A 26007-nucleotide genomic window follows, 5' to 3' on the forward strand; every position below is an offset into this window, starting at 1 on the left:
AGAATACATACGGAATCAGGGGTAATAGACGCTTACATCCCCTATGCTAAAGACATAGGGGTTTTACGATCCAATTATAAAACAAGATAAATTAGATTAAATTCAAAGTTGAAAACAAAAAATGAAGAAACATGTACGGTTATACCAACCGTACTGTTTCAAGATTCGTAAGTGCCTTTGTCTCCATCTTGTTTCTCTTGTGGATGGAACTTGCAAGATCTATGCATGAACGCTCGTCACCATGCTCGGTGAAGACTCTTTCCGGACGTGGCTTCATCTTCTTGATGTAGTCCATCAATTGTTTCCTGTCAGAGTGACCTGAGAAACCATCAACTACCTCTACATTCATGTTCATTTTGACAACATGCGTGCCTTTATTGCTTGATACCGGTATCTCTTTCCAGCCTTTCTGAATTCTCCGACCCATAGTTCCATCTGCCTGATAACCTACAAAGACAAGTGTATTTTTCTCGTTCTCTGCAAAAGCCTTGAAATATTCAATTACAGGACCTGCATTCATCATACCTGATGTTGCCAGTATGACACATGGTTCCGGCTCGTTGATGATCTTCTGGCGTAGTTCGTTGGAATCAACCGGTTTGAAGCATTCGGCGAGGAACGGATTCTGTCCTTTCTGGAAGATAAGCTTGCGCAAATCGTTGTTAAGATATTCCGGATATGTTGCATGGATAGCAGTTGCCTCCCATATCATACCATCCAGATAAACAGGAACGTTTGGTATGAGACCTTTGCGTATAGCATCCTCAAGAACGATCATTACTTCCTGACTCCTTCCCACTGCGAAAGCAGGTATCAGCACAATTCCATCATTTTTGAGTGTTGAATTGACGACGTTCTGAAGATTCTTCTCAGCTTCCTGGAGTGATGGCTGCATAGCATTGGAGTTTCCGTATGTGGATTCCATTATGACACTCTCTACGCGCGGGAACTTATTAACCGCAGCATCAAAGAGCCTTGTTTTCTCATATTTGAAGTCGCCTGTCATAACCACATTGTGCAATCCATCCCCTATATGGAAATGAGACACTGCAGAACCAAGAATATGACCTGCATTGTGGAATGTAAGCTTAATATCCGGAGCGATGTCAGTTACTTCCTCGTAATCCAGAACAATGGTGTGTTTCAACCCTTCCCTGACATCCGCAGAACTGTATGGAGGCCTCTTGCCTTCCTTTGCAGCTACATCAATGTAGTCAAGCTGCAACAGTGCCATCAGATCCCTGGTTGGCGGAGTACAGTAAATAGGTCCTTCAAAGCCATACTTGTAAAGAAGTGGCACAAGACCCTGATGATCAAGGTGAGCATGTGTAAGTACAACAGCATCTATTTGGTTGATAGGATATGCTTCAGGTACATAGAGATAAGGCGTCATGTTATCATCGGAACCGACGTTAACACCACAATCTATCATTATACGTGACTCTGGGGTTGAAATAATAAAACAGCTTCTTCCAACTTCCTTTGCACCACCAAGAGATGTAACTCTTACCCACTGATCCTTCGAAGTACAACCCCTGTGAATCTTTCTTCCTACGGATTTAAGTATATCTTTCCTGTCCTTGTGATTTGTACGCATGAACTCGCGTATGTTCTGCACTGTACGTGATTTAATTGGAGGGGTCCTCACAACTTTTGGAGTCCATCCGATCTTCTTCGTTATTTCCCTGAGAGTCTCTCCATGTTTTCCAATTACAAGACCTGGTTTCTCAGCCTCAATTATTACCTCACCGACATCCAGATCAAAATGATAGTTGGTTACCCCTGATTCATCAGGAACAGTTAACAGGATCTTTTCAATTGACTCCTCTGGAGGCATAAGCACTTTCGGATCAGGACGAACAACAATGCATGTTCTCAGTGCCTTTGCCAGATTTCTGACTATATTACCGTTATCTGCAAATTTTTTGGGCTCTTCTGTGTAAACAACAAGCTGGGGGCCTTCAAACTCAACACTAGAAATAGTAGTACCGCTAGGTAATTTTTCTTCTATTTTCTTCTTCAAATCAGATAGTACTTCTTCTACAGCCATTAAAATAGCCTTCCTTATAAAAAAGTGAAAAATATAGTATAGTTTTAAAAACTATATTTAAAATATTATGCTACGTTAAATGAGAAATTAAAAGATTTGTCAGATCTATTTAAAGGGCTTCCCTCATTTTTTTGACGTCATCCATATCAAGCCTTGTATATGAATCCTTGGTGATGACGACTACATCGATGTTCTCACCGGATGCAGAGTCCCTCTTCATAGCATTATGAAGTGCCCTGACAGCCAGTTCAACACCCTCAACAGTAGACATGTCTTCACTGTACCGGTCTTCAAGTACACCATATGCCATTGGAGAACCTGAACCTGTAGATACAGCTTTTGTCTCTTCGATACTGCCACCAAGAGCATCAAGTGAGTAAATTGAAGGACCGTTCTTATCATAGCCTCCAACGAGAAGCTGCACCATAAGTGGATAGTATCGCTGCCCACTGAGCATATTTGACAACAGAGTTGTAAGACCCTTTATAGTCATGGACTCCTTACGTCTCATTTTGTATAATTTCGATTCCACACTCATTACCCTTACGATCTGCTGTGCATCTCCCACAGAACCAGCAATAGTCATTGCAACCAGATCATCTATCTGGTAGACCTTCTTTGCAGTTTTACTTGCAATGAAATTCCCCATTGTTGCACGCTGCTCGGTTGCAAGAACAACACCGTCATTGCAAACTATACCTACAGTGGTTGTACCTTTGTAATGTTTATCATTAACCATTAATTATACCTCATACAAAAATGAGAAAATAAATTTGAAAAATGTACTATGCATTTTAATGCATTAATCAGTTACTCATTAGCAATTTATATATATATATTTATCCCTTGTTCAGAAAATACCTATTTCCTCAGCAAGTGCTTTTACACGTTCAATGCTTTGCTGACTGATTTTTTTTTTCTGCATTTTACAGATGCGCCTTTCAAGGGATATCCTTTCTGTTCCCATCACAAGATTATCTGCATGAGCTACTATCTTTTGCTCCAGTGTCTCCGGCATATAGTCATCCGCAGGAAGTCCCATTTCCATTGCTTCCTCACGTGTGATTCCGGCCCCGATGTGGCGCTTGATTATCTCCTGCACGTCAGATTCAATGTTATTGGCCCTTGCTATACTTACACCCAACACCGCATGATCAATTCCATGGCTTTTTGCTCTTCCAAGATCATGCAGGAGTCCTCCTACCTCAACAAGATCCAGATCAACATCCCTACCACGGCTCTTTAGCTTCAAAGCCATTTCAAGAGCAGTATCTGCTACAGCCACACAATGAGCCATGACCTTTTCACTACACCCTGAACGTTTCAGGATAATAAGAGCATCTTCACGTGAGAGCATTTATTTATCTTTATCGAGGAAAGCCAGTCGACTTTCGATCTTACCGATGAATTTGCCATTATCATCATACATCATGTCCTCGCCACACATAGGACAGAGAAACTCGCATTCTGTAGCTTCATTGAAATTCATACGGATACAGCCTTCAGGACAGGCATAGAACACATTATCTTCCTCAAACTTAACCCTAGTTCGGAGGTTCTTTACCAGTCTCTTCTTCTCTTTTACGAGCTGAGGGCCTATGTCGGTCATATCGAGTGTCCACAAGTATGTAAGCCACCCACTACTGGAATCACGTTCTCGCCTGCATACTGCAAGCTTATTTTCGTTCAGGATAAAAAGAGTTCTCCTGACAATGTTAAGTAGAATACCCGTTGCTTCGGCTATTTGCTCATCGGTCACTTCACCTTCGGGCATTTTCTCTATCATCAGCAATCCGTCTTCACCCACCAGTCGAACAAGATAGCCTCTGACAACCAGATCATTCAAATCTATCAAAAAATTTCACCTCATGATGTGCTTGTTAATGCAATGTATTCAAATATTAACCTTTGCTTGCAAATATCGCCTTATTTGAAGCATTCTCAACCTAATTGAAGGTCTTTTACTCAGGAGTCAATTAGATTCAATGACTCACGTATAAACATAACGGTTTCTTCAATTCCCGACAAAACATCTTCACGACTTTTCCCAGAATGCAATATTGATATTACAGGTTCCTGCGGCCTTATGGCATGTCCAGCGTTGGGAATGTCGCATACAGTCCTTTCAAGCAGTTTCTTCTGTTCAGCCCCAGTTATCAAAATTTCCTGACTGGCATAAAGTATAGCACGCCCTGCATACTGCACACCATCATCTTTTTTTTCAATCAAATTTCCTTCAAACGCCTTAAAATGTGCATCCAGTAAATTGACCCCGGTTGCCATTTCAACAGTATCAAGACTGCCCTGGAAACGTGCATTCACCTCAATTACTACCGGACCATTTTCCGAGATTATAAAATCCACACCATTTGAACCTATAAGTCCAAGTTCAAGTATCAATTCTTCAGACATCCTTTTCATCTCAGATGCATAAGGTGTTTCATAGGGAGTAATATTACCGCAGTACGCAAAGGGAATTGTTGTGAGCCATGGCACCCCTATAAGTTGTTCATTCACAGCAATTGCAATGGCTTTTCCCCTGGTAGATATCACTGAAACACTTGCAGGCGTTCCATCAATATACTCCTGGGCTATCATTTGATTTTTGCCTGCCGCAATAGTGATATTCTGTAATTTCTCATGAAGAGCTGTTATACCTTCATGGTTTTCAACTTTCATGTTGAATATGCCACCGCCTGAACATGCAGGTTTGACCATAACAGGAAAATTCAATTTGTCTATTTCAGAGAGCAGAACGGTTTTTGGATGAGGGATGCCAATTTTTGCCACTATTCCGGAAAAAAGGTACTTGTCCGATACTTCTGCCATCGTTCTTGGATCATTACTAAAAACCCTATATGGCAACGATTCAAGACCAATTGTCTCAAACCCTGAACCTAGTATAATAGCATCAAAATCCACATCAAAACTTTCAATGAGCTTAGACAGCTCTTTTATGCTAATATTGCTGGCATCAAAAAAATCACCAATGTCCAACTTTCGGGCAGCTTTAGAACACTGCATCAGATCATAGTCGCAAAAGGCATCAATAGAATACATATTGTATCCGGCCCTTTTGCCGGAACAAACTATATTACGAGTGCTAAAACCTATAACCAGTATATTCATCATAGCTATACTGACCTTTTTACCGAGATACATCCGCAACAGCAAGAAGCCCTTTTTCCGTTTTGACAACTGGTATCTCAGTACCTGCTTCTGCAGTGAACATAACCGGTTTTTTAATCGTCACTGTCTCATATGTATCAGGATCCAGTACAAGAAGATCGTTATTCTCAATGGCCACAAGCATTGTTTTTTGAAGGTCCTTCCTTTTTGCAATGAGTGTTGCCCCATCGAGCTCATCGGAGGTGCCCGTAAAACGAGCCCCTGTCTCAACATCGACACCTATTACATTTTTCCCGAACTTCCTGACCTCTATTACCTTTCCCTTGTGCTCAATGATGTCATGAGGCATAAATTCAGGTAGCCTAAGCGAAAAAGTGATACGATAAACATCTTTGCCTTCCTTTTTTCCCTGCAACGACTCTGATTCATTAAAACTACCCCCCAACCGGGAAACAATCTCTTTACAGATGTGTCTGCCTGCATTTGAGGAACCGATATAAAGATCAGCGCCTTCTTTTATGTCCAGAGAATGGGATATAAAAGCAAGTCTGTCGCCCTTACTACGCAATCTCCCCAATACATCATTGGCTATATTGATGCATTCTTTCATCTCTTCCTCAGAAGGAAGACGTTTGGAAGCCCTTATCTGCAGGATAGCTTCAAAATATCCGCCGGATATACGACTGCACATATCGCATGACCCACGCACTATGCGTATCTCTGCCTCAAGTTCCTGATGGAACACCTCATCAAGCAACATTGCATCGACTTCAATATACACCTTGTATAGGTGAGGTGTAAGTTCCCGGGGTCTGACAGACATCTCAATATCCTCAGCCAACTCATGTATAAAAAGTGCATCTTCGGCTGTCTGGATAACTATATCCCCAAGATTCCCATAATTTACCCATTTGTTCTTGATGTTACGCGCTCCACAAGTGGCGCATATCTTTGCGTGCAACACAGGAGCTATTTCCGCAAGGGTAAAATTCTCTAAAAAGCAGTCCTTGCAACGCCCCTGGAATAATTTCTGTGTATCTTTCCCACATTTTGGGCATACAGTACTGTTCATTGACTTTGATACCATAGTTTATTAGATATTGTTTTCGCTCAGCAATAAAGCCGCCTGTTTTACTGGCGTATCAATTTATAATCCATACTGCCAGCACCAACCTTTTTCGCATAATCAAGATGCACCATCGGATCCACACCCCAGACATTGTTAATGCAACCCCTGTTTTCGTGTTTCATTTTCTCATTTATGAGATCAAGACTCGCCTTATCAATCGCCACCGGGTCTTTTGAAGCTGTTATACCGACATCACTTGCAAAAGTTGGTGCTGAGAAGTTGAAACAATCGCAACCAGGCGTTAGATCAAATATCCAGTTAATGTACCCGATCTTTTCGGGAAGAAGTTTAATCGGTCCCATGGAAGCTTCCCCAAGACGTTTCTGCATTTTTACAGGGCCATCTGCAGGAGGAACAATAGCCTGATAATCACAACTTCCAAGGCATGAAAGTTCACCTCTGCACAGATCCTTGTTCACACTGGCTTTACCACCCTCAACGATTAATGCATTCCAGGGACAAGCCTTGAGACATTTTTTACATCCTACACATTTATCGTGGTCAATGTCAGGTCTTCCAACTTCATGAACAGCAGTTTTACCTGCTTTGTCCAGACACCCCATTCCAAGGTTTTTAACAGCCCCCCCAAATCCTGATGCTGGATGGCCTTTGCAATGTGATATCATTATCATAGAATCAGCTTTTGCGATAGCTGATGCCACAGTGATCTCGCTTAGTATTTCCCCTCCAATCTCCACTGATACAAAATCATCACCACACAGCCCGTCAGCACAAATTATGGGGGCACCCATGCTCCCATACGTAAAACCATTTGTAGCAGCCGTACACAACAGATCTACGCCATTGAACCGTTTTCCACTGTAAAGCACAGTTGTATCCGTAACAAAAGGAACACCACCCGCCTCTTTTACAAGATCTACCACCGTTTTTACAATAACAGGGCGTACATACGTAGTGTTCCCCAGTTCCCCCGGATGTATCTTAATTGCAACAATATCACCTTTCTTTACGGGTGATATTTTTGGAAAAATGTCAATTATCTGGTCTATCTGTGTGTTCTCAGGTCCAATCTCTTCTGCTGATTTAAAAAAAACATCAATCATACCAATACCTCTGCACATACAATCTGCATGTCAGTATTTATACGTACGTCATATGAAGATCAGAATAAACATGCCTGGAATCATTTAAGAACTGCTACACAAATACAATATAAATATACATATTATAGAGGCATATATAGATTATATGCATATTTTATATATCCTTGCCTGCAGTACTATGACATAATTAAACGATCGGAGGAAAAAGTTATGAATTTTATTAAAAAATATCAACCGCTGTATAGAAATAATAACGATACTAATATAGATATTAATCTCAGAATAATAGTTAACGGACAATATGAAAAAACAATGAGTAAAGATGATCTGGAACTAACACGTTTCATGATTGGTGGGATGGATGCTAAATAAATATAATTAGGATAGTTTACCAGAAAGTGTGGGACTTAGATGAATATACAAAAAAACCTTTGCTGCGAATATTGCCAGACCGAACTGAAACGCCAATTAATAGGATCAAACGTATTCCATTACTGTAAAGGTTGTGGAAGAATAACATCAGATAAAGATATGATAACAATCAGGATTGATAATGGAGAAGAAATATGTGTATGATAGAGGAAGTGGGATATTCAAACGAAAATAAAAAACTGTATTGTGCGAATTGGTAATTTATGTCAAAACAGGTAAATGCGAATACCTGAAATACCTTGAATCAAATGTATCAGCAGACATCAGCAGAGACTACTTTCAGGAAATATTAATTGATGAGTGCGGGTTTTAGTTAACCATCGTACCATCGTACTCGTTTTTAATCATTCTAAGACATTATTTTCTATTCAAAGAACCAGTCCACATAGGCAAGAAGTTCTCTCTTCTCCCATTTCTCCAATTTTACAGGGCTGTCTTTTCGTGCCCCTCCAAATAGATCTGCTTTCTTATCATCATCAAGAACGTGAACTTTATACCTGCCTTCTTCACTATCACGTATAAAATACCCAGGACTTGCAGAATCAGATTTCTTCCACATAGTGATCTTATCATATTCCCACAGGCCCGTTGCCCATTCCGTCATTTTTTCAATATGTTCATCTTTGACATCCTCAATGTCTCCAATGATGACACAGTGTTTCCCATCCCGAGTCAGTTCGACACTATTACGGTTACGTATAATCAGATCCATCTTATCCCAACGTAGAACGACATGTAGATAGTATAATAAATTGTTGTTCAGAAACAATATCTATAAACAAAAAAATAGCCAGCAAGAATCATATCAAAATAAACAGATCATGGATATAAGAATATTAAATAATAAAAGAAAGATGCTATTTTTAATAGCATCTTTGGTCTTTTTAGTCTTATTTCTTCTGTGGTGGCCAGTTCTTTTCCAGCCAGCCAGGTAACCTTCCGGAATCTGCAGGACCTACCATAACATTGGCACCAGACTCATCTTCCATATCACCCTGCAAACGTGCACAAAGTCCGGGGAGAATGATGGTGTTGTGTGTTGTGTCCTTCTTAAGGTCAAATCCTGATTCTTCGATTCCCTTTTTGATCTTTGCAGCGGTAAGTTGCCCACCAGCCACAGCAGCCTCTACACCAATACCATCGGTATCAATAGCCCATAGGAAACAGTCGATCTTGTTAGATGCAAGATCACTCTCTACTGTGTAGTAGGTAAGAGCAAAGTTGGTTGTAACAAGAACCGGTGAATCTGCAGTTGGTTCTCCTACCTTGTACATAGCCGGATCCACTGTTACAGGTTTTCTCGGGTCTGTGTAGATAGTATCACGGATGTGCAGTTCAGGCAACATTGCATAAGGCTCTGTGCTGTGGAGAATCATTATGTCACCGTATTTGATGGTGAACACTGATGCGACCACTGTTTCCCAGTAAGATGCACTTACAGGGTCATCATGTGCCATCCATGCTGTGAACGGAACTGCCATTATTGGATAAGCGATGTCACGGTCACCGTCAATGCCAGCTCTGCGTACCTTAACAAAGTTAGTAAAGGTCTGCTTGAGCTGCTTGCCAGTTGGGAAAGTTCCCGGATCAAGTACAAGTTTCTCAGTACCCATTGCTGCAAAGGTCTTTGCCATTGACTTGAGAAGATCAAGGTCATTTGGTGCAAAGAGTGTTACAGGCACATCGTATTCAAGTGCAAGTTCTGCAACTTCCTTCCAGTTGTCCTTGTTTGCAGCGTAGAGAAGTGGATTCCTGTCCTTTGAAGCTTCAAGACCTGCTTTGAGTACCTCAGGGTTGAATGAACAAAGAATAAGTGGCAAGTCTGTTGTTTCTACGACTTTCTTGACAGCTGCACCGAACTTCTTGGGATCATTTGATGTGCAGCGTATAGCCACCATATCCACGGTAAGGAAATTACCTACATAGAACTTTTTGAAGTCCTGGATGTAGTTTACCCTCTCAACAAGGTCCTTTTCATCCATTGTGTCCCATACATCATATGCATACTGTGTCTGGTTGAAGAATGTAAGCTTGTGACGGTAAAGTACATCGTCTCCGCCGATCTTTGCTACTTTCTCACCAACACCAATCACGATTTCCCTAATCTCAGGTGCCAGGAGTGCATCAAGCTCTTCGTACTTCTTCTTGAACTTTGGCTCGAGTATTGGCGTACAATCTGTGAGTTTGTGAGATCTGTCAATAAGATGTGCTGCAAAAGCCATACATGTAGGTTCACCACATTCGCCACAGTTGGTGGCTGGAAGGAATTTGTAAGCTTCGAGTGGACTGTTAATTTTCATTTATCACACCTCCGCTCCAATCCAGTTGGTGATGTCTATCTCTTCGGACTCGATGGAACCGTAGAGTGTCTGCGTAATCTCTTTGAGCACCTGTACAGATGTTGGATGCATCATCATGAACATGTCATTACCTGCAAGTGAAAGTGCAAGACCTGTGACGATTTCCCAGATAGGTCCGCGATATTCCCTTGGTCCCCAGTCAGAATCCTGCTTTAGAGGGGATGAAACCATCCATGCCTCACGGGCACCCCATGCGTTGGTAGTACCGGATGACATTGGGAACGTAAGTTCGTCGTCGCCCATAAGACCAGCAAGCCTTATGCGCTCCATGTTGGTGTAAGCATAGTCCAGACCATATCCCAGTGCTGCTGTTGTTGGATCCATTATTATGCGATCCCTTGGAACATTGCACTGCTTCATGAGCTTCCTGTTAAGTTCCTTTTGAGCATTGATCTCAAGCTGTGTCCATGAAAGGACGACATGTCCATAATCCATGGCAGCTTTTGCTATTCTCGCGTAGTCAAGGTTGAGGCTGGCAGATGCCAGGAGTACTCGCTCACCCTCTGCGACCTCAGCTGCTTTCTCAAGCACTTCAGGGTCTTTTTCAGGGTTTCCTGAACCACCGATAACAATAGGTACGTCAACTGCCTGCAGAACATCTTCTACGACCTTTGCTGCTTCCTTTGCAGAGGTATCGTTAATGAGCGGGTCAGTTGAGATCAAGTGAATAGTTACCATATCAGCATTGAACTCACGTACGACCTTCTTTGCCCATTCGGCAGGGTCATTAATAACATCCTCATAGTTGCCTTTGACCGACTTTGCCATTCCTATTGGCATGTCGAAGACATCCATTGTGACGTAATTCCTGTGAGGCATCTCTGCATCAAAGTAATATGGAAGCGCGTTTTCACCACCAATGGTCACAGTGTTCTTCCTTGAGCCACCGTCACCTGATGTAGCGCCAAGTGTGACTTCCTGGATTGGATTCTTCCAGTTGTCAACCTTTGAAACCTCAAATTTGGAAGCAAGTAGTTCCTGTATCTTCGGAGAAGTTGGAAGTGCCTGAGGCTGGGGCATCTCGCCCATTCCAAAAGCAGATGCGAATAATTGTTCAGCAGGGAATCCAAGCATCCTGCCAATGTTAGCCATATGCAGAGATATCTGAGATATCTCACTTCCCAGCGCATAGGCAAGTGCCGGATTTAGTCCGCCGCCGCCTGTAATATTAAGCTCAATGTCACCTTCGATGGTCACCCCTTCCAGTGACTCCACATCGAGATCCTGCAACATATCACTAAGTTGCGATAATTTCATTTTCTTTGTCATGTGCATTCCACCATATGATAATACTTATTACAAACCAAGTTTTTGAGCGATCTTCTCAATTTCCTGTACTGCAACGGAATCATCGGGAAGATCAAATAAAGGTTCCCCGGCAAGATCTCTTTCAACTATCATCTCGTCTACGGGTATCATTCCTATTAGTTCAAGGCCAAGTTCATCAGCAGTACCGGCAATCCTCTCACGGTTTGCATCTGTGACCTTGTTTGCAATAACATAGATGTTCGAGACATCTGTATCCAACTCACCCACAAGTTCCCGGATGCGCTCGGCAGTCCTTAACCCTCTGCGTGAGCCATCGGTGACGACTACAAGATCATCAACATTCCTGAATATTTTCCTGCTGAAATGTTCCAGACCGGCTTCTGCATCAATGATGAGCACATCATAATTAGTCACAAGCTTGTTCATGATACTGCGAAGCAGATTGTTGACATAACAATAACATCCTGAACCTTCGGGTCTTCCCATGACCAGCAAGTCATATCCTGGCATTTCTTCAAGGATCTCATAGAGTTTCCCTTCTAATAAGGATTCCTTGCTTACATCAGGAGGAAGGTTATCACGCTCATCATGCATGAATTCCTTGATATCACCGATTGTCTTGTTGGTTTCACATCCCAGTGTTTCGGGAAGGTTGGTGTCCGGGTCCGCATCGACGGCAAGGACAATCTTGTCGCCTTTTGTAAGGTGACGGATGAGAAGACTCGTTATTGCTGTCTTCCCTGTTCCGCCTTTACCTGTCACTGCAATAATCTTAGCCACAGAAAACCTCTCTTAGTCCTGTTTCTTAATGATTACTTTGTCGATGCTGACCTTTGCATTCTTCAAAATAATCTTAACGCCACCAGATCCGCCGCCGCCCATCATTGGCATGAAGTTTGAAGGCATCTGCATCATCTGTGGAGCTGCGAATCCTGTCTGTGGAGCTGTTGCTTGAGGTGCTTCCTCTTCTTCAGGTGCTTCCTCTTCTTCCTCCACCCATCTTTCAAGTATTGGGTGATTCTTTTCCTTGAGGAAGGTTCTAAGACTGTCGATATCTGCTGCTTCTTCTTCAGTTGGGATCTTATCGCGGATATCCTCAGGCATACTATCAAATACCTTATCCTTAAGCATCTTTGGCATCCATACGACCCTTTCCCAGCCACCATCGGACTGGATGAACTTTGGTGAGCGGAAGTAATTGACACCTATTCCAAGGAAACCGACTACCTGTTTACCTCCACCAGTCTGTCCTGCCATGGTTGAGAACTGAAGTCCGTTTGGTGCTGTGCCTGCAAAGTCCCTGTCTACCCATCCAATACCGTCAACTTCAGGGATGTAGAATCCTACAACCTCGAAGCATCCACAGGATGTGTGTGGGTACTCTAGGAATGAGTGAAGCTTTATACGATCGTATTCGCCGCTTGACAATCTCTTTGCAGCTTCATTGACACCGGTGTATTCTCCGGATTCTGCGTCGATGACATCCCCTTTTGGAATTGCGAACTGTGGACCCTCAGGATCTACCTTTGCTGCTGCCCTGCCGTCAAACCAGTTGATTGCACCACAAAGTGAGACCCTGTCCGGTGTTACCACACAAACATTAGTTGGAGCGAATGATGCACAAAGAGTACATCCGTAGAATGTGTCAACATCCTCATCGTGAAGGTCACGGGTCCTCTCGTCCCTTGCCTTGTAGACTGCCCTTGCATTCTCGATCTCTTTCTCGACCTCATCCATATCTGTGATATAGATGGCTTCGACCTTCTCTATGAATGGGAGTTCGTTCTTAAAGAGCATCATGATTGCTTTTGCAACAGACTCAAAAGAAGTCATGCCCTTTGCAATCGCATCCTTGCTTACCCTCATCCAGACATCGTCTCTCTGGTTCAGGTGCATGAAACCCTGTATGTAGTTCTGGAATTCGTGGTTCCTTCTTTCCACAATGGACTCAAGGTCAGCCTCCACAAGTTCACCGGCAATCTTATAGACCATTGCAAGAGGATACCTTGAACCTTCTTCCATGTCTGAAAGATCAGGACCGATAAGTGTGAACCTACCATCTTCCACATCGTCCATATCTGCTGCTCTCACAAGTTCGAATCCTTTGGATTTCGGTCCTGCAAGTTCCGCATACATACCATCTTTTCTAATTCTCTCTCCTTCAAACATAGGAGATATTTCAAAAGGGAATTCATCTGCCATGATTAGTTCTCCGTATAGTCACCAATAAAATTATAAATTCTCAATAAATTCGTCAAGTGCTTCAAGATGTACTTCTTGTTTAAGGTTTCCGAAGGACAATGTAGCATTCTGTATGAAATGTCTCTCGATAGCAACGGTCTTCAGGTCTGTGAAATTCTTAAGACCTGAAAGTACCTGGTCAAGGTAGTATTTCTTGTGACCGAGGAAAAGTATAGTGTCATATGGTCCCTGACCATCAAGACCACCCCATTTTTTGTCACCAAGGAAATGACCAAGTGAATGGACATTGATATATTTTGCCTCTATATCCTTGTCAATCAAAGCTGTGATGGAATGTCCGGTAGCTGCTACCGGAATTCCCTTCTTTGCTATAGCAATTGTTTTCTCAACGAGAAGATGATCGCCATTCAGTATTTCAGATCCTACTACCAGAAGAGGTCTCTTGGCCTTTGAGATTATCTTGCCGGCAACATTTGGATTTACAGGTTTTGCAACATTTCTACCCCATGTGGTATAGATCTGTGTGTTCTTGGTTGTATCCACCATTTAGCATTCCCCCTTGCAGAGTCTCTTTACGTTTGTAGGCTGTGCGGAAACATCTGATTTCATTGCCGGTCCTGAAAGTATCTTCTTGCGCTTCCAGTCGATCTCCCATCCATGGTCCTTTTCAAGGATCTTAAGAAGCTCTTCACGCTTTGCGAGTGGAAGGTCAGTCTCCATCCTTACAAACTTGTACCAGTCCTCAGGCATGTGACCAAGGTACTTCTGGCTCAGTTCCATGTAATGAGTAAGTTTGATCATTCTGCCCATGTTGTTGTCAGATGGACGGATACAGTTCTTGGCCAGCATTGGAAGTAGTTCTTCAATGGATTCCGCAGTTGTCAGCAGGAACTCAGGTGATGCAGGAATTGGCATTTCAGAGCCATCTCTTGCGTCATATACCTTCCAGTCCTCTTTCTGGTATGGCTTACCAATAAGTGCTCTTCTATACTTGGAACCGTGTGGTCCTACGACTACAGGGATACCAAGCCTATTACAACCGGAAGCAATGGAAGCTGCTTTCTGGGAGTACGCTCCCCATGCAACACCAACAGCACCGATACGGTTTGTGATGTAATCGGCTATCTCCTCGTAGTTACCGGAAACCTGCCTTTGTGCAAAGATTGCTGCTACTTTGATGGCTGTTCCTGTAATGTGGGAATTGGATACACATGATCCGACGTTGATGAGGTTACCTGCAAGGAACTTTGCGGGATATTTCTCATAGAGAGTCTCACCATCTTCATTCTTGTACATTCCAAGATCCATTGCAGAACATCCTGACATTACCACAATGTAGTTTCTCTTAAGCATTTCATCTGCTACCAGGTATAGATCCTTTGTACCATTGGGATAATTGGAACATCCGACCATTGCAATAATACCTGGTGTTGTTCCAAGAACAAGGTTTACACCTTCTTCACGGATCTCAGGGTCACTTATCTGCCCCCTGCCAGCACGCATAAGTCCCTTCTCCTCACGAATAAGCTTCTGTGAAGCCTTCTCTATCATGTTGAGAACAGGGATATCCTTTGGACATGCCTGGTCACATCTTCCACAGGCAATACATTTGTCATGCAGGTTCTCGAACTTGCTGAAGTCCTTGTCAATTCCTGCTTTCATGGCTGCCATTATTGGAAGGTTGGTAGGACAGTCCATTTCACATGCGCCACACTGGACACATTTCTCTGAAAGTTCCTGAAGCTCTTCCTCGCTTGGAAGGGCATTGATTCCCATCTCATCGCGAATCTTTGACATCTTGATTGCAAGTTCCGGAGCTACTTCCCCAAGGACATCGAAGTCAAGAATAAGTGCTCCAGGCTCTTTGAAACTGGAAAGATCCTCAATAATGTCTGCCGCACTGTCCTTTGACCTGTTGCGCAGACCATACATGATTTTTTCATTTGTTGTGATAACAGGGATGGAGAGTTTCTTTGCCTCATCAAGGACATCTGCTCTGACACACTGTTCATCAACAACGATAACATCTGGAACACCGGACCTTATCATCTTGAGTTCTTTGGCAAGTGTACCAATAACCTTTGCCTGCGGCAGCTGGCCCTGATCGGTCTGATAACGTGTCATGTCAATGGCAGTACAGCACAGACCTGCAAGCTCCATCTTGTCTCCCAGGTCATGTTCATGTATGTAATCCATGATGTTTGTTACACCTGCAACGTTGTGCCCAATAACGAGGAGTACAGGTTTGCTTGAATCTATGCAGCCCATTCCAATTTCCACAAGTGGTGCTTCCGGGTCTGATTTTGGCATTCCGAGACATGATATTTGAGCAAGGTCGGATACTTCCATACCAACGTGGTCAAGCATTCCACCGTGGAGGATCTTTGATTCAAAGTCAATAGCTGCCCCCTCCTGTCCTGCGTGGATGGTTGCAAGCAACTGAGTGAGTTGTTCCTCAACATAATCCATAACCTCTTCCAGATCACCAAGTGTTTCAGGCTTGATACCTGTTACAGCCTGGGTGTTTGGAGCCACCAGGTTTGATGGTCCTACATCAATAGGCTTGTCTTTTCCATAAAGACCGATGAGATGGTGGAGAATATGACGTCCGTGTCCTGCGTGTGCTGCAGCACCAGTTATTACTCGGAGAAGAGTTTCACGTGCCTGGTGAGCTTCCATGTTAATTCCACAGGCACCTTCCTTGTTGCCCCCAAGATCACATTTGCCAAAAGTACAGTAACAACACTGGTCACAGACCGGAGTGTAAACTGGCTGGTAACGGGATAGAAGAGTGAAATCCCAGTCCCTCAGACCTGAGATTCCTGGTTTAGGCGTAGGACCTACTTCAACCCCTTCTTCTTTTGCTTTTTTCTCAATGGCACCAACTATCTTGCCAATTGTGATCTGAACATTTTCCAGTTCATCAATGGAAAAAAGTCCAGTTTCGATGTCGCTCATTTTGTTTTGTCCTCCTTTATAGGTGTATAAGTGTTACGAAAGAACACTACATTATTATTAATTGTTATTTACAAGTGTATTTGTAACGTTTTTGAAACTGATTATGTAGGATGTTCTAATAACACCACCCTATATAAAAAAGTTTCCAGAATCTATCATGATTATTTGTGAATAATTGTCCAGTGTTCCACATAACGGTTCTGTCAAAAAATATTATATATTAAGAGCAAATGAATGAGAAGAATATACGATTTTCACATATAAGTTTTCCGATATCTGTCACGATTATTCTTGACAATACATGTTCTCTTTTTCTATGTTTCTCAGAAATTGTTTTATTTGATGCCCGTCTACCATAGAGAAGCATTAAAATCATGGTGAATTATTTGGACAAAAAATGCTGGATATGCGGTAAAGAAGAGAATATACCTTTTAAATGCCGTTTTTGTGGAAAAAACTTTTGTTCGAGGCACAGGCTTCCTGAACAACATGCGTGTGTTGGTCTTGAACAGCTCAAGCAGGACAGGTATTATAATGGTAGCCCCGGATATGGGAATACTGGAACAGATGATATTTTCAAGGATGCACTGAAGAACACTGCAAAATACGCAGCAAAAAGTGCCGTAAAGGGTGTTGGAAACAACATAAAGTATTCCATGAAAAACAGTCCCTCCATGGCAATCATCTATATATGCATATTCTCGTTCATTTTGCAGATAATAATTCCTGGATATGGAGAGTTATTCCAGTTAGTCCCTGCTGAGGTAATGGCGCATCCGTGGACACTGGTAACCCACATGTTTATCCACGCAGATTTCACACACATTTTATTTAATATGCTTGTACTGTTTTTCTTTGGCCCCCAACTGGAAAACAGAGCCGGGAAAAAGATCTTTCTGAATGTATATTTCACAGCAGGTCTTGTAGCAGCCATAGCATATTCCCTGACAACAGATTATCCAAATACAGCAGTCGTTGGTGCCAGTGGTGCAATTATGGGTATTTTTGCTGCCCTTGCAATAATAGCCCCGGATATCAGAGTATATGTATACTTCATCCCAATGAAAATTATCCATGCATTGATACTCTTTGCATTGCTTGATTTTGTCCTGCTGAATGCAAACGATATGATAGCACATACTGCCCATCTTAGCGGAATTTTCGTCGGTTTACTTATGGGTAGCAGGATCAAAAGAGCACAAAGAAGATACAACTCATACGGAGATACATACTACAGAAGGTGATCTTAACTGGCAGAAGCTGGAAATCATCTTGCACGGGTTTTTCCACGACCTGATGAAGGAGAAGAAATTCCCATTCAATTTATTGATATGCAGGAAAAACTGGTAGGCTGGTCTCCGCAACTTAAGCGTTCGGTTTATGTTGATGATTTTAAGGATACCGACGGTCTGAAACGAGTAAGGGAAGTGACACTTCTTAAAGTATATAACTGGTTCCTTGACGGGGAAAGCCTTATAGAGCTTTCGGATATGGAACTAAAACAGTTTGAGGAAGTGATGGATATGTTTATAAAACATGGCGGAGAAATTCTTTTTACGAGAAAGGGAATTGGAGGAAGGGTTGTAAACTATTTCATTATTGGAGACTGTTCGACTTCAAAAGTAAACGTAACAAAGAAGATGCTGGCGGAAATATTGGGACAATGATGATAAAGGTTCCGATAAAAATCAATTCACAGCCATGCAGCCATTGTAAGGAAGATTAAAATAAACCATCTAAGTATTAGTAACAATTATATAGTATATTAATTTACTATTCAATATTAATAATATTTATAACGTGTGCCGCAATTGCGGAATTATTTAATCCGGTCATTTTGATCGGTCTTATTACAATTATAGTGAGGCATCATGGCTAATGTGAAAACCGGATTTAATTCTATTGTAAAATACCTTAGTACTAAAAAAGAGACAGGAAGACGAAGTATTGGTCTTCTTGTAGATGGTCCCAATGTATTGCGCAAAGAGTTCAATGTAAACCTCGAAGAGATCAGAGATGTCCTGAAAGAATATGGAAATGTGAAGATTGGAAGAGTATTCCTGAACCAGTATGCATCGGACAAACTTGTAGAAGCCATTGAGAACAATGGATTTGAACCTATTATATGTTCCAGTGATGTTGATGTACGGCTTGCTGTAGAAGGAATGGAACTTGTTTATAATCCAACCATCGACACACTGGCACTTGTTACAAGAGATGCGGATTTCAAACCACTGTTAAATAAAGCCAATGAGCATGGAAAAGAGACTATAATCTTTGGTGTTGAACCTGGCTTTTCCACGGCCTTAAGAAATTCGGCAGATTATGTGATCATACTTGAAAATGATGGAATGAATTACTACGCTGATATGCACTCAGAAGAAGATGGAGAAACAAATGTTTCCAGTGACAAAGAAGTCATGCATAATTCACGAAACAAAAAGGATGCATTAGTAGATTACTAACGCTGCTTTGCTTCATTAACCATTGTTTCAAGTCTTGAAGGAGAGATACCATGCTTTGTTTCAGTACAGTTCTTTATCCTGTCAAGAACTGAGGCAAGTTGTTCATTTGAAAGCTCGTGCCCCATCTCACCTACAATACCTTTCAAAGCTTTCATACCTGTGTGTTTGCCTACGATCAGATGACGTTTTCCACCCACCATTTCCGGACTGAAGAGCTCATAGGTTCGTGGTTCCTCAAGAATTGCACATACATGAATACCGGATTCATGTGAAAAAGTATGCTCCCCCACAATTGCCTTGTGCACTGCAGGTTTAATTCCTGAGTAATCATTCACCATTCGTGAGAGTTCAGTAAGTTTCGTAGTATCATACCTGTCAATATCGTACTGTATCCTAAGAGCAACAAGAATTTCCTCAAGTGAAGCATTACCTGCTCGCTCCCCAATAGAATTAACAGTTGTGTGAAGCTGTTTGGCTCCTGCCTCTGCTGCAGCAAGGGTGTTTGCTGTTGCCATTCCAAGGTCGTTGTGACAGTGAATACAAATTGGTGTTTTCACTACTTTTTTGATCTCACTTACAAGATAATAAGTAGTACTGGGATTTAGTATACCAATGGTATCTGCAATACTGACATAGTCAACCTTGTACTCTTCAGCAGCCTTAAAAGCCGTTTTTAGTACCTCTACATCAGTCCTGCTACCATCTTCTGCTGCAAACCTTACACCGACACCATGATCTTTGGCGTACTCGACAGCTTCCATGGCACAGGAAAACATTTCCTGGCAACTCTTATGGTACTTATACTTAAGGTGAAGGTCAGACATTGCAATGAATATACTGATAAAATCAACATCACAATCAACAGCTGTTTCAACGTCACTAAGTTTAGACCGGGCAAGACAGCACGTCCGGGCATTAAGCCCCATATTGGCTATTTCCTTAACTACTTCCTTTTCAGAAACAGAAACCACAGGGAATCCTGCTTCAATAATATCAACACCAACAGAGTCAAGTTTTGTGGCAAGAGCAATCTTTTCTTCCTTTGTGAAGACCACTCCCGGTGTTTGTTCACCGTCGCGCAGTGTCACATCACAGATCTCAATATCAAGAGGTGGCAAGTTCAAATAATCCATAAGCTTGTTTCTTGAATAATACTTATTTTCTGACATGCTTTTGACTCCTGTAATTGCTGGTCAATTTCCAGTTCCATTATATAACTTTTAGGTTTTACAAGTAATTATAGAGATTTTTTATAAATGATCAATAGCAATATTTATTTAGTGAATAGAAGGCAGGTCAATGTATATTCTATAAAGTTATCAGTAATTTGTCCCCATTAATAAAGTTGCGTCACTTCTCAGGCAAGCTTACTCTGAACCTTCTCATAAAATCCATTTATAGAACTGCTAACAAACCTTGCAGGATTCTCAGCCTTTGTTATTGTGACGACATCATTTTCCTTCATACTATAGGAATGCTGACCATCAATAACAACAGCAGCTTCTTTTTCAGGTATCATCATTTCCACTTTAAGAGTACTGCTCCCCGGGACGATCCATGGCCTTGAGGATAACTTAAAAGGTGCCAGCGGAACTATGATCGATGCATCCACCCTTGGGTCAACTATTGGCCCACCTGCACTCATGGCATAGGCAGTAGAACCGGTAGGAGTTGCAAGTACAATGCCATCTGCCCTCACATCCTCTATTTGGGAATCATCAATGGATATCCTGAAAGTCAGTATCTTTGCAGGTCTTGCTGTGATGAGAACTATCTCATTGGTTGCATCATATAACCGCTCCCCGTTCAAGCATACACTAAGCCTGGAGCGTTCGGTGTATGTAAAGCCCTTGAGAACGTCATCAATATCCTTTATGGCATCCTCCGGTGGCACATCTACAAGAAAACCCAGTGTCCCCATATTAATTCCAAGAATGGGTAACGGATCATTCATCTTGGAGATATTGCGCAATACTGTACCGTCACCGCCAACAGATATTATCATCTGCACACCTTCATCACGCATTTTCTCAACCGGGAGAAGATTCTCTGTAATACCAAGGTGGTCTCCTGTTTTGGGAGAAAGAACTATTTCTACTTTTGAACCAAATTCATCATAGATCTTCCTGACCATATCAAGGGCATCCTGGTGATCAAACCTCGATACAATCGCTATTTTACTTATCTTCATGCACTATCCCTGTTGAAAGCTTTAGAATCCTGTCATGTGCAAGCCCGTTAGATGCAATGACGCTAACCCTGCTTATTACTTGGTATTCTAACTTTAAAGCTTCACCGTATCCATTGGTAACAATACCCCCGGCTTCTTCTACTATAAGCTTGCCTGCGGCAATATCAGTCATGCGCATTGTGCCCCGGACATCCGCAAGAGCATCAATCATTCCTGCCGCTACATAACATAATTCAAGTGCCACACTTCCAAGCGCCCTAATCCTCCTTACACTTTCAGAGATATTAGCAGCACCTTTTATGTCACGCTTATAGCCGTAAATGCTCACGCAGAATTTACTGACATCTGAATTCTTAGATGTTTCAAGCCTTTTGCCATTAAGATAGGCACCTTTTCCGACCTCAGCGTGAAATGTATCTCCTGTGGCAAGGTTTTTCACATATCCAAATCGAATATCGTTCAGATCAGTAGTAGTAATCGCAAGCGATAAACTATAGAATGGTATTCCCTGAGAGGCATTATATGTGCCATCTATTGGATCGAGTATGATGCTCAGGTCGGGAGAATTACCAAATATCTTTTCCCCGGCTTCCTCACTAATTACCCTGAAAGGACGATGCTCCTTTTCAAGTAAGTCAAAAACAGCTTTTTCGGCAACGTCGTCTATTAATTTGGTGGGTGTTCCGTCCGCCCCCATGTAAAGGGTCCTGCCGGCATCAGGTGTGCCGACAAGTTCCTTTGTGGCCTCATGCACTGCATCGGCTATCCTTTCACTTAGATCAAGGAAATTACCTGTGCATTGCATAAGTTCCTGATTTCAAATTAAAGTCCTATTGCCTTGTTTGTCTTTGCTATGGACTTCGCACCATCGGATTCAAGCTCCATCATAGCACGGATAGCGTCGACGTTCTCTGGAATTACATCAGATTCCTGGTGAATTGCCTGGAAGAAGTAAAGTTCTCCTTCGTACATTGTAACAGAGTCTTCCCAGACACAGTTCTCCCACATGTCGCCCCTTGGACGTCCGAGGTCCTTTCCAAGCTCCATGATCTCTGCCGTTGATCCTATTCCCTGGCCGATCATTCTTACACGTGGCTGTTTTGTGAACAGTGCTTTGACATCATCAGCAGTGCATTCCTTTTCCATCTCGATATTAAGGGTGTGCAGGTGCATCAGGGTTGTAGGAAGCTTCACAGCAGTTGAAACTATGTTAATGTGTGGTATAACAGTCTTCACATCAGGTCCATGGTGGGATGGAAGTTTGATCGGGTTTGGTACAATAGCATTAATAGGGCCTGTCTTGATATCATTTGGATCAGCAGCTCTTCTCATGAGAGTGACCCTTACTTTCTTAACTCCATATTCCTGATCAAGAGGGTATATGACCCTGCACAGTCCGGTGGTATTACAGGATACAACTCTAACGAAGTCCCTGCCAAGTGCCTCAGCATAGTTTGCCTCTGCGTTGAATGAGCAGCCGGCAAGTTCATGGTCCTCGCCACCCTGCCAGATGGCCTTGACACCTGCTTTTTCATAAAGCGCCTTGTTCTTCTCACCAATTCCACCTGGCGTACAGTCAACAATCACATCTGCCTTTGCGATCATATCATCAACTGTGCCTGCAGCAGGGATACCTGCCTTATTCATGGCATCGACTTTGTCAGCAAGGGTATAAACATCATAGCCTTTGCCGTGTGCAACAAATGCTTCGTAGTTTGGCCTTGTTTTAGCAATGCCGATTATTTCCATATCATCCTGCATGGTTACAGCATCAGCAACACGTTTACCGATGGTACCATATCCGTTTATTGCAACTTTTACTTTAGACATCTTACGTTCCTTCCGATTTATCTCTTTTAATTAATAATATAAATAACAAACATATAATTTAAAATTAATTGTGAAGTATTAAAGCTTCACCTGTTCCAAAGTTGATCTCCTTTATGGAACCTTTGATAGTTTTATTCTCCCCCAGTATTCCGTACAGGTCGATATCCTCACCATTTACTATTATCTTTGTGACAGATTCCATTACCATAGTCCGGGTTCCGTCACTTACAAGAATAACTTTCAGTTCACACATAATGTCCCTCCTATTCAAATAACCGGGCCACTGAACAGCCCAGTGGTGCACCAATGTCCTCTCCCACAGGACCGCACTTCACCTTAAGTAAATATGCTATTGGCCTATAATTCTCTTCTGACAGTGTCTCATAATTTGCCATTCCTTTACTTATAATAAGTGATGCATTGTCAAGTGCTTCTTTAAGTTCCTGTGGTGCTTCCTCAAATCGAACACCGATTGCATTGGAACCTGTTGTGAGTACACGGTCTACTTTTTTATCTATGCCAAACTCTTTGATTTCATCCATGGTCACATCATTCAGTATAGGAGCTCCTCTGACAACAAGGGTTATGTTCCCACCCATCTTTTTGATGATCTCGAATACTAGAGTATCTATCAGGATCTCACCACAGTTATCTGCCAGATAGACGACATTGCTGAGCTTATCCAGCATTTTATCTGTATCATCTACATCCAGTCCGCGTTTGAAATGTTCCCTGAATGTTTCATCAAACACATCAATGGGCACTTTCAGTCCCATTACGCCGTAATCAAAGTAATTCCCAATTACAGCCGCAAGAACTGCACGCTTGAATGTGGCAACATCATCTTCGTCCCCATTAAAGACATGTGAACGTATTACAGGAAGGAATCTGGCGGCAGTTTTGCTGCTCAGCTCCTTCACATCACGATAGGGATCATTGTCATTGAGTATTTCATAGGCTTTCCTGTGCATAGGCGTGGATAATTCTGCAGCAGGCATTCCCGGCTGGTAGAGAGAATTCAGCACTTCTATGCCACCGAGAATTGCTTTCTGGATCAGCTCCTCGTCATCGGTTGACAGTTCCGCTTCCTGGTGAACCCTGGATAGCAGGCAATATGAACATCTTGGGTGAATTTTCATGAGAACATTCCTATGTGGGTTGTCTGGTCTGTATTTTTATCATGCGCAATAAGTTTAACCTTGTGTAATATCCGAAAGCAAAATAAGCTTTGTGCGTATCTTTAGATTAACTTTAGGATAAGAAGATAATTATGGATAAAACATATCGTTATAAAGCCAAACGCTTTAAACTGAAAACTGAGCATGGCAGATACATAATACTTGGCAGTATCGATGGTATACTGGCAATATTGGGTGTGGTTATCGGTACATCCCACGTATCCAGTGACCCTGCAATTGTAATGAATGCCGCGCTGGGTGGAGCTGTTGCCCTGGCACTTACCAACGGCGTTGGTTCATATCTTGCCGAGAGCGCCGTTGAATACGGGAAACTGGCGGAACTTGAAAAACCCCTGCTTCGCAGCCTCAATCGCACAATACTAGAGCGCAATACAAAGAAAAAGATATGGAGTGACTCATTATTCCATGGCGGAGCAAGCTTTTTTGGTTCACTTGTGCCAATACTCCCATTCATACTACTCGATGAGCACATGCTTGAAGCAGCAATCGTCTGCAGCATATCAGTCTTGTCCATTCTCGGACTATACTCAGGCAAACTGGCAAAACAGAGCATGATAAAACATTCAGTTCGTATGGTTGGACTTGGAATTATGATAGTGGCAGCGGTCACTATGCTTGGACTTGAGTGAAGCCTTAAACAAGCTTCTTCCATTCATTTTACTTTTAAATGTTTATCCTACTTTTTGATTTGTCACTTATGTTTAAATCCCATGGGAATGTATAGGTTTCATCATGCTTGTGACGATTGTGTTATTGCTCGTAAGTCTTGTGATGATCACAAAAGGCGCTGATTGGTTTGTGGAATCCGCCGTAATCATTTCAGAGAAAAGTGGTATTCCAAAAATAATCATAGGTGCCACCATCGTTAGTTTTGCAACAACTGCACCGGAATTTACTGTTTCTGCCATGGCAGCCTATCTTGACCACGTTGAGATGACCGTAGGTAATGCCGTAGGTTCTGCCATATGCAATATCGGCCTTGTCCTTAGTGCAATAATCATGATCAAGGCGATACCTATAGAACTGCATGGTTTCACACGCAAGGGAGGGTTCATGATCACATCTGCTCTGCTGCTGATAGCTGTAGCATATGATGGTGTAGTATCTTCATTCGATGGAATTCTGCTTTTAATGGTGTTCGTCGGATTCATGTATTACAATTTTCGCCTTCAACGTGCTGTTTTTGATGGGAATGACGAGCTTAGGGAAAAGGTTCCTCTGAGTCAATTAAAAAAGGATATTGCACTTTTCATTGTGGGCGCAGTGCTCGTAGTTATAGGAAGCCGTATCCTTGTTGATGCAGGCATAACTATTGCAGAATGGCTCGGTATTCCCGAAATGATAATAGCTCTTACACTGGTTGCTTTGGGAACATCACTCCCTGAACTTATTACTGCGGTATCCTCCACATTAAAAGGACATCAGGATATTTCCATAGGCAATATACTTGGTGCAAATACAATGGATATAGCACTGATCCTTGGCGCATCCTCTCAGATACGACCACTGACAATACTTACTCAATCCCTTAATTATGATTTCCCAGTTATGCTTCTTATAATGGTACTTCTTGTGATATTCGGCATAACAGGGAAGAAACTGGAAAGATGGGAAGGTGGCGTGATACTGGGGATTTATATCGCATATATAGTGGGCCTTTTCACTCTATTTTGAGTGAACTACCCCGAAGCTAAAGACTTCGTGGCTTCCTGCTTCATTCCCCTTCCCA

General features: G+C 42.3%; 26 protein-coding genes. 6 read left to right on the forward strand and 20 right to left on the reverse strand.

The annotated features are described in order from the left end of the window. Window positions 1-139 precede the first annotated feature (139 nt). From QZZ23_RS11760 to QZZ23_RS11790, 7 genes are all read right to left on the reverse strand, one after another. Entirely contained in the window at window positions 140-2050 is a 1911-nt protein-coding gene (locus QZZ23_RS11760) for a beta-CASP ribonuclease aCPSF1 (RefSeq protein WP_292470349.1), read from the reverse strand. Between the two features lie 109 nt (window positions 2051-2159). Then, entirely contained in the window at window positions 2160-2789 is a 630-nt protein-coding gene (gene psmB, locus QZZ23_RS11765; protein WP_292470350.1) for an archaeal proteasome endopeptidase complex subunit beta, read from the reverse strand. A gap of 111 nt (window positions 2790-2900) precedes the next feature. After that, entirely contained in the window at window positions 2901-3407 is a 507-nt protein-coding gene (locus QZZ23_RS11770; protein ID WP_292470353.1) for a TIGR00295 family protein, read from the reverse strand. Beyond that, entirely contained in the window at window positions 3408-3905 is a 498-nt protein-coding gene (locus QZZ23_RS11775) for a transcription factor (RefSeq protein WP_292470355.1), read from the reverse strand. 110 nt (window positions 3906-4015) lie between these two features. Then, a complete protein-coding gene (locus QZZ23_RS11780; protein ID WP_292470357.1) occupies window positions 4016-5248 on the reverse strand; it encodes an ATP-grasp domain-containing protein in 1233 nt (410 codons plus the stop codon). Then, window positions 5199-6251, reverse strand: a complete 1053-nt coding sequence (locus QZZ23_RS11785; protein WP_292470359.1) for a 60S ribosomal export protein NMD3 — start codon at window positions 6249-6251, stop codon at window positions 5199-5201. The genes QZZ23_RS11780 and QZZ23_RS11785 overlap by 50 nt, the downstream gene beginning before the upstream one ends. 59 nt (window positions 6252-6310) lie before the next feature. Continuing rightward, on the reverse strand, window positions 6311-7372 hold the full coding sequence (locus QZZ23_RS11790) for a DUF362 domain-containing protein (RefSeq protein ID WP_292470361.1): 1062 nt from the start codon (window positions 7370-7372) through the stop codon (window positions 6311-6313). A 411-nt stretch (window positions 7373-7783) separates the two neighbouring features. Here QZZ23_RS11790 and QZZ23_RS11795 point away from each other — a divergent pair, with 411 nt between their 5' ends. Next, window positions 7784-7948 (forward strand): hypothetical protein, encoded by a 165-nt coding sequence (locus QZZ23_RS11795; RefSeq protein ID WP_292470363.1) that lies wholly within the window; start codon window positions 7784-7786, stop codon window positions 7946-7948. Window positions 7949-8168: 220 nt separating this feature from the next. Here QZZ23_RS11795 and QZZ23_RS11800 read toward each other — a convergent pair whose 3' ends face one another. The 7 genes from QZZ23_RS11800 to cdhA all read right to left on the reverse strand — a co-directional run bounded on the left by QZZ23_RS11800 (window position 8169) and on the right by cdhA (window position 16593). After that, window positions 8169-8516: a hypothetical protein gene (locus QZZ23_RS11800; RefSeq protein WP_292470364.1), complete on the reverse strand. Its 348-nt coding sequence runs from the start codon at window positions 8514-8516 to the stop codon at window positions 8169-8171. Window positions 8517-8694: 178 nt separating this feature from the next. Then, window positions 8695-10104 (reverse strand): acetyl-CoA decarbonylase/synthase complex subunit gamma, encoded by a 1410-nt coding sequence (acsC, locus tag QZZ23_RS11805; protein ID WP_292470365.1) that lies wholly within the window; start codon window positions 10102-10104, stop codon window positions 8695-8697. A 3-nt stretch (window positions 10105-10107) separates the two neighbouring features. Next, on the reverse strand, window positions 10108-11433 hold the full coding sequence (cdhD, locus tag QZZ23_RS11810) for a CO dehydrogenase/acetyl-CoA synthase subunit delta (RefSeq protein WP_292470367.1): 1326 nt from the start codon (window positions 11431-11433) through the stop codon (window positions 10108-10110). Window positions 11434-11460: 27 nt separating this feature from the next. Beyond that, window positions 11461-12213: a carbon monoxide dehydrogenase accessory protein CooC gene (locus QZZ23_RS11815; RefSeq protein WP_292470368.1), complete on the reverse strand. Its 753-nt coding sequence runs from the start codon at window positions 12211-12213 to the stop codon at window positions 11461-11463. Between the two features lie 12 nt (window positions 12214-12225). Further along, window positions 12226-13635: a CO dehydrogenase/CO-methylating acetyl-CoA synthase complex subunit beta gene (gene cdhC, locus QZZ23_RS11820; RefSeq protein WP_292470370.1), complete on the reverse strand. Its 1410-nt coding sequence runs from the start codon at window positions 13633-13635 to the stop codon at window positions 12226-12228. A 30-nt stretch (window positions 13636-13665) separates the two neighbouring features. After that, on the reverse strand, window positions 13666-14181 hold the full coding sequence (gene cdhB / locus QZZ23_RS11825; protein WP_292470373.1) for a CO dehydrogenase/acetyl-CoA synthase complex subunit epsilon: 516 nt from the start codon (window positions 14179-14181) through the stop codon (window positions 13666-13668). Further along, entirely contained in the window at window positions 14182-16593 is a 2412-nt protein-coding gene (cdhA, locus tag QZZ23_RS11830) for a CO dehydrogenase/acetyl-CoA synthase complex subunit alpha (RefSeq protein ID WP_292470374.1), read from the reverse strand. Between the two features lie 377 nt (window positions 16594-16970). Here cdhA and QZZ23_RS11835 point away from each other — a divergent pair, with 377 nt between their 5' ends. The 3 genes from QZZ23_RS11835 (at window position 16971) to QZZ23_RS11845 (ending at window position 19058) form a co-directional block, all read left to right on the forward strand. Continuing rightward, window positions 16971-17837, forward strand: a complete 867-nt coding sequence (locus QZZ23_RS11835; RefSeq protein ID WP_292470394.1) for a rhomboid family intramembrane serine protease — start codon at window positions 16971-16973, stop codon at window positions 17835-17837. Between the two features lie 87 nt (window positions 17838-17924). Further along, window positions 17925-18260: a hypothetical protein gene (locus QZZ23_RS11840; protein WP_292470376.1), complete on the forward strand. Its 336-nt coding sequence runs from the start codon at window positions 17925-17927 to the stop codon at window positions 18258-18260. 204 nt (window positions 18261-18464) lie between these two features. Then, a complete protein-coding gene (locus QZZ23_RS11845) occupies window positions 18465-19058 on the forward strand; it encodes a TIGR00288 family NYN domain-containing protein (RefSeq protein WP_292470378.1) in 594 nt (197 codons plus the stop codon). On the opposite strand, the gene QZZ23_RS11850 is transcribed toward QZZ23_RS11845, so the two are convergent. From QZZ23_RS11850 to QZZ23_RS11875, 6 genes are all read right to left on the reverse strand, one after another. Continuing rightward, window positions 19055-20227 carry a homocitrate synthase family protein gene (locus tag QZZ23_RS11850; protein WP_292470380.1) on the reverse strand — a complete coding sequence of 391 codons (1173 nt, stop codon included), beginning with the start codon at window positions 20225-20227 and terminating at the stop codon, window positions 19055-19057. The genes QZZ23_RS11845 and QZZ23_RS11850 overlap by 4 nt on opposite strands. Before the next feature lie 188 nt (window positions 20228-20415). Next, window positions 20416-21249, reverse strand: coding sequence for an NAD(+)/NADH kinase (locus tag QZZ23_RS11855; protein ID WP_292470383.1), 834 nt, complete (start codon window positions 21247-21249; stop codon window positions 20416-20418). Continuing rightward, window positions 21236-22054, reverse strand: coding sequence for a bifunctional fructose-bisphosphatase/inositol-phosphate phosphatase (locus QZZ23_RS11860; protein ID WP_292470386.1), 819 nt, complete (start codon window positions 22052-22054; stop codon window positions 21236-21238). The genes QZZ23_RS11855 and QZZ23_RS11860 overlap by 14 nt, the downstream gene beginning before the upstream one ends. A gap of 17 nt (window positions 22055-22071) precedes the next feature. Continuing rightward, window positions 22072-23079: a type II glyceraldehyde-3-phosphate dehydrogenase gene (locus tag QZZ23_RS11865; RefSeq protein WP_292470387.1), complete on the reverse strand. Its 1008-nt coding sequence runs from the start codon at window positions 23077-23079 to the stop codon at window positions 22072-22074. A gap of 64 nt (window positions 23080-23143) precedes the next feature. Next, window positions 23144-23332: a CooT family nickel-binding protein gene (locus tag QZZ23_RS11870; protein WP_292470389.1), complete on the reverse strand. Its 189-nt coding sequence runs from the start codon at window positions 23330-23332 to the stop codon at window positions 23144-23146. A gap of 10 nt (window positions 23333-23342) precedes the next feature. Next, window positions 23343-24218 carry a DUF89 domain-containing protein gene (locus QZZ23_RS11875; RefSeq protein ID WP_292470390.1) on the reverse strand — a complete coding sequence of 292 codons (876 nt, stop codon included), beginning with the start codon at window positions 24216-24218 and terminating at the stop codon, window positions 23343-23345. A 131-nt stretch (window positions 24219-24349) separates the two neighbouring features. On the opposite strand from QZZ23_RS11875, the gene QZZ23_RS11880 reads away from it, so the two are divergent. Together QZZ23_RS11880 and QZZ23_RS11885 are read left to right on the forward strand one after the other, a co-directional pair. Then, window positions 24350-24907 carry a VIT1/CCC1 transporter family protein gene (locus QZZ23_RS11880; protein WP_292470392.1) on the forward strand — a complete coding sequence of 186 codons (558 nt, stop codon included), beginning with the start codon at window positions 24350-24352 and terminating at the stop codon, window positions 24905-24907. Window positions 24908-25010: 103 nt separating this feature from the next. Further along, window positions 25011-25952, forward strand: a complete 942-nt coding sequence (locus QZZ23_RS11885; protein ID WP_366931350.1) for a calcium/sodium antiporter — start codon at window positions 25011-25013, stop codon at window positions 25950-25952. Window positions 25953-26007 lie beyond the last annotated feature (55 nt).

Source organism: Methanolobus sp., assembly GCF_016278385.1.
Taxonomy (GTDB): Archaea; Halobacteriota; Methanosarcinia; order Methanosarcinales; family Methanosarcinaceae; genus Methanolobus.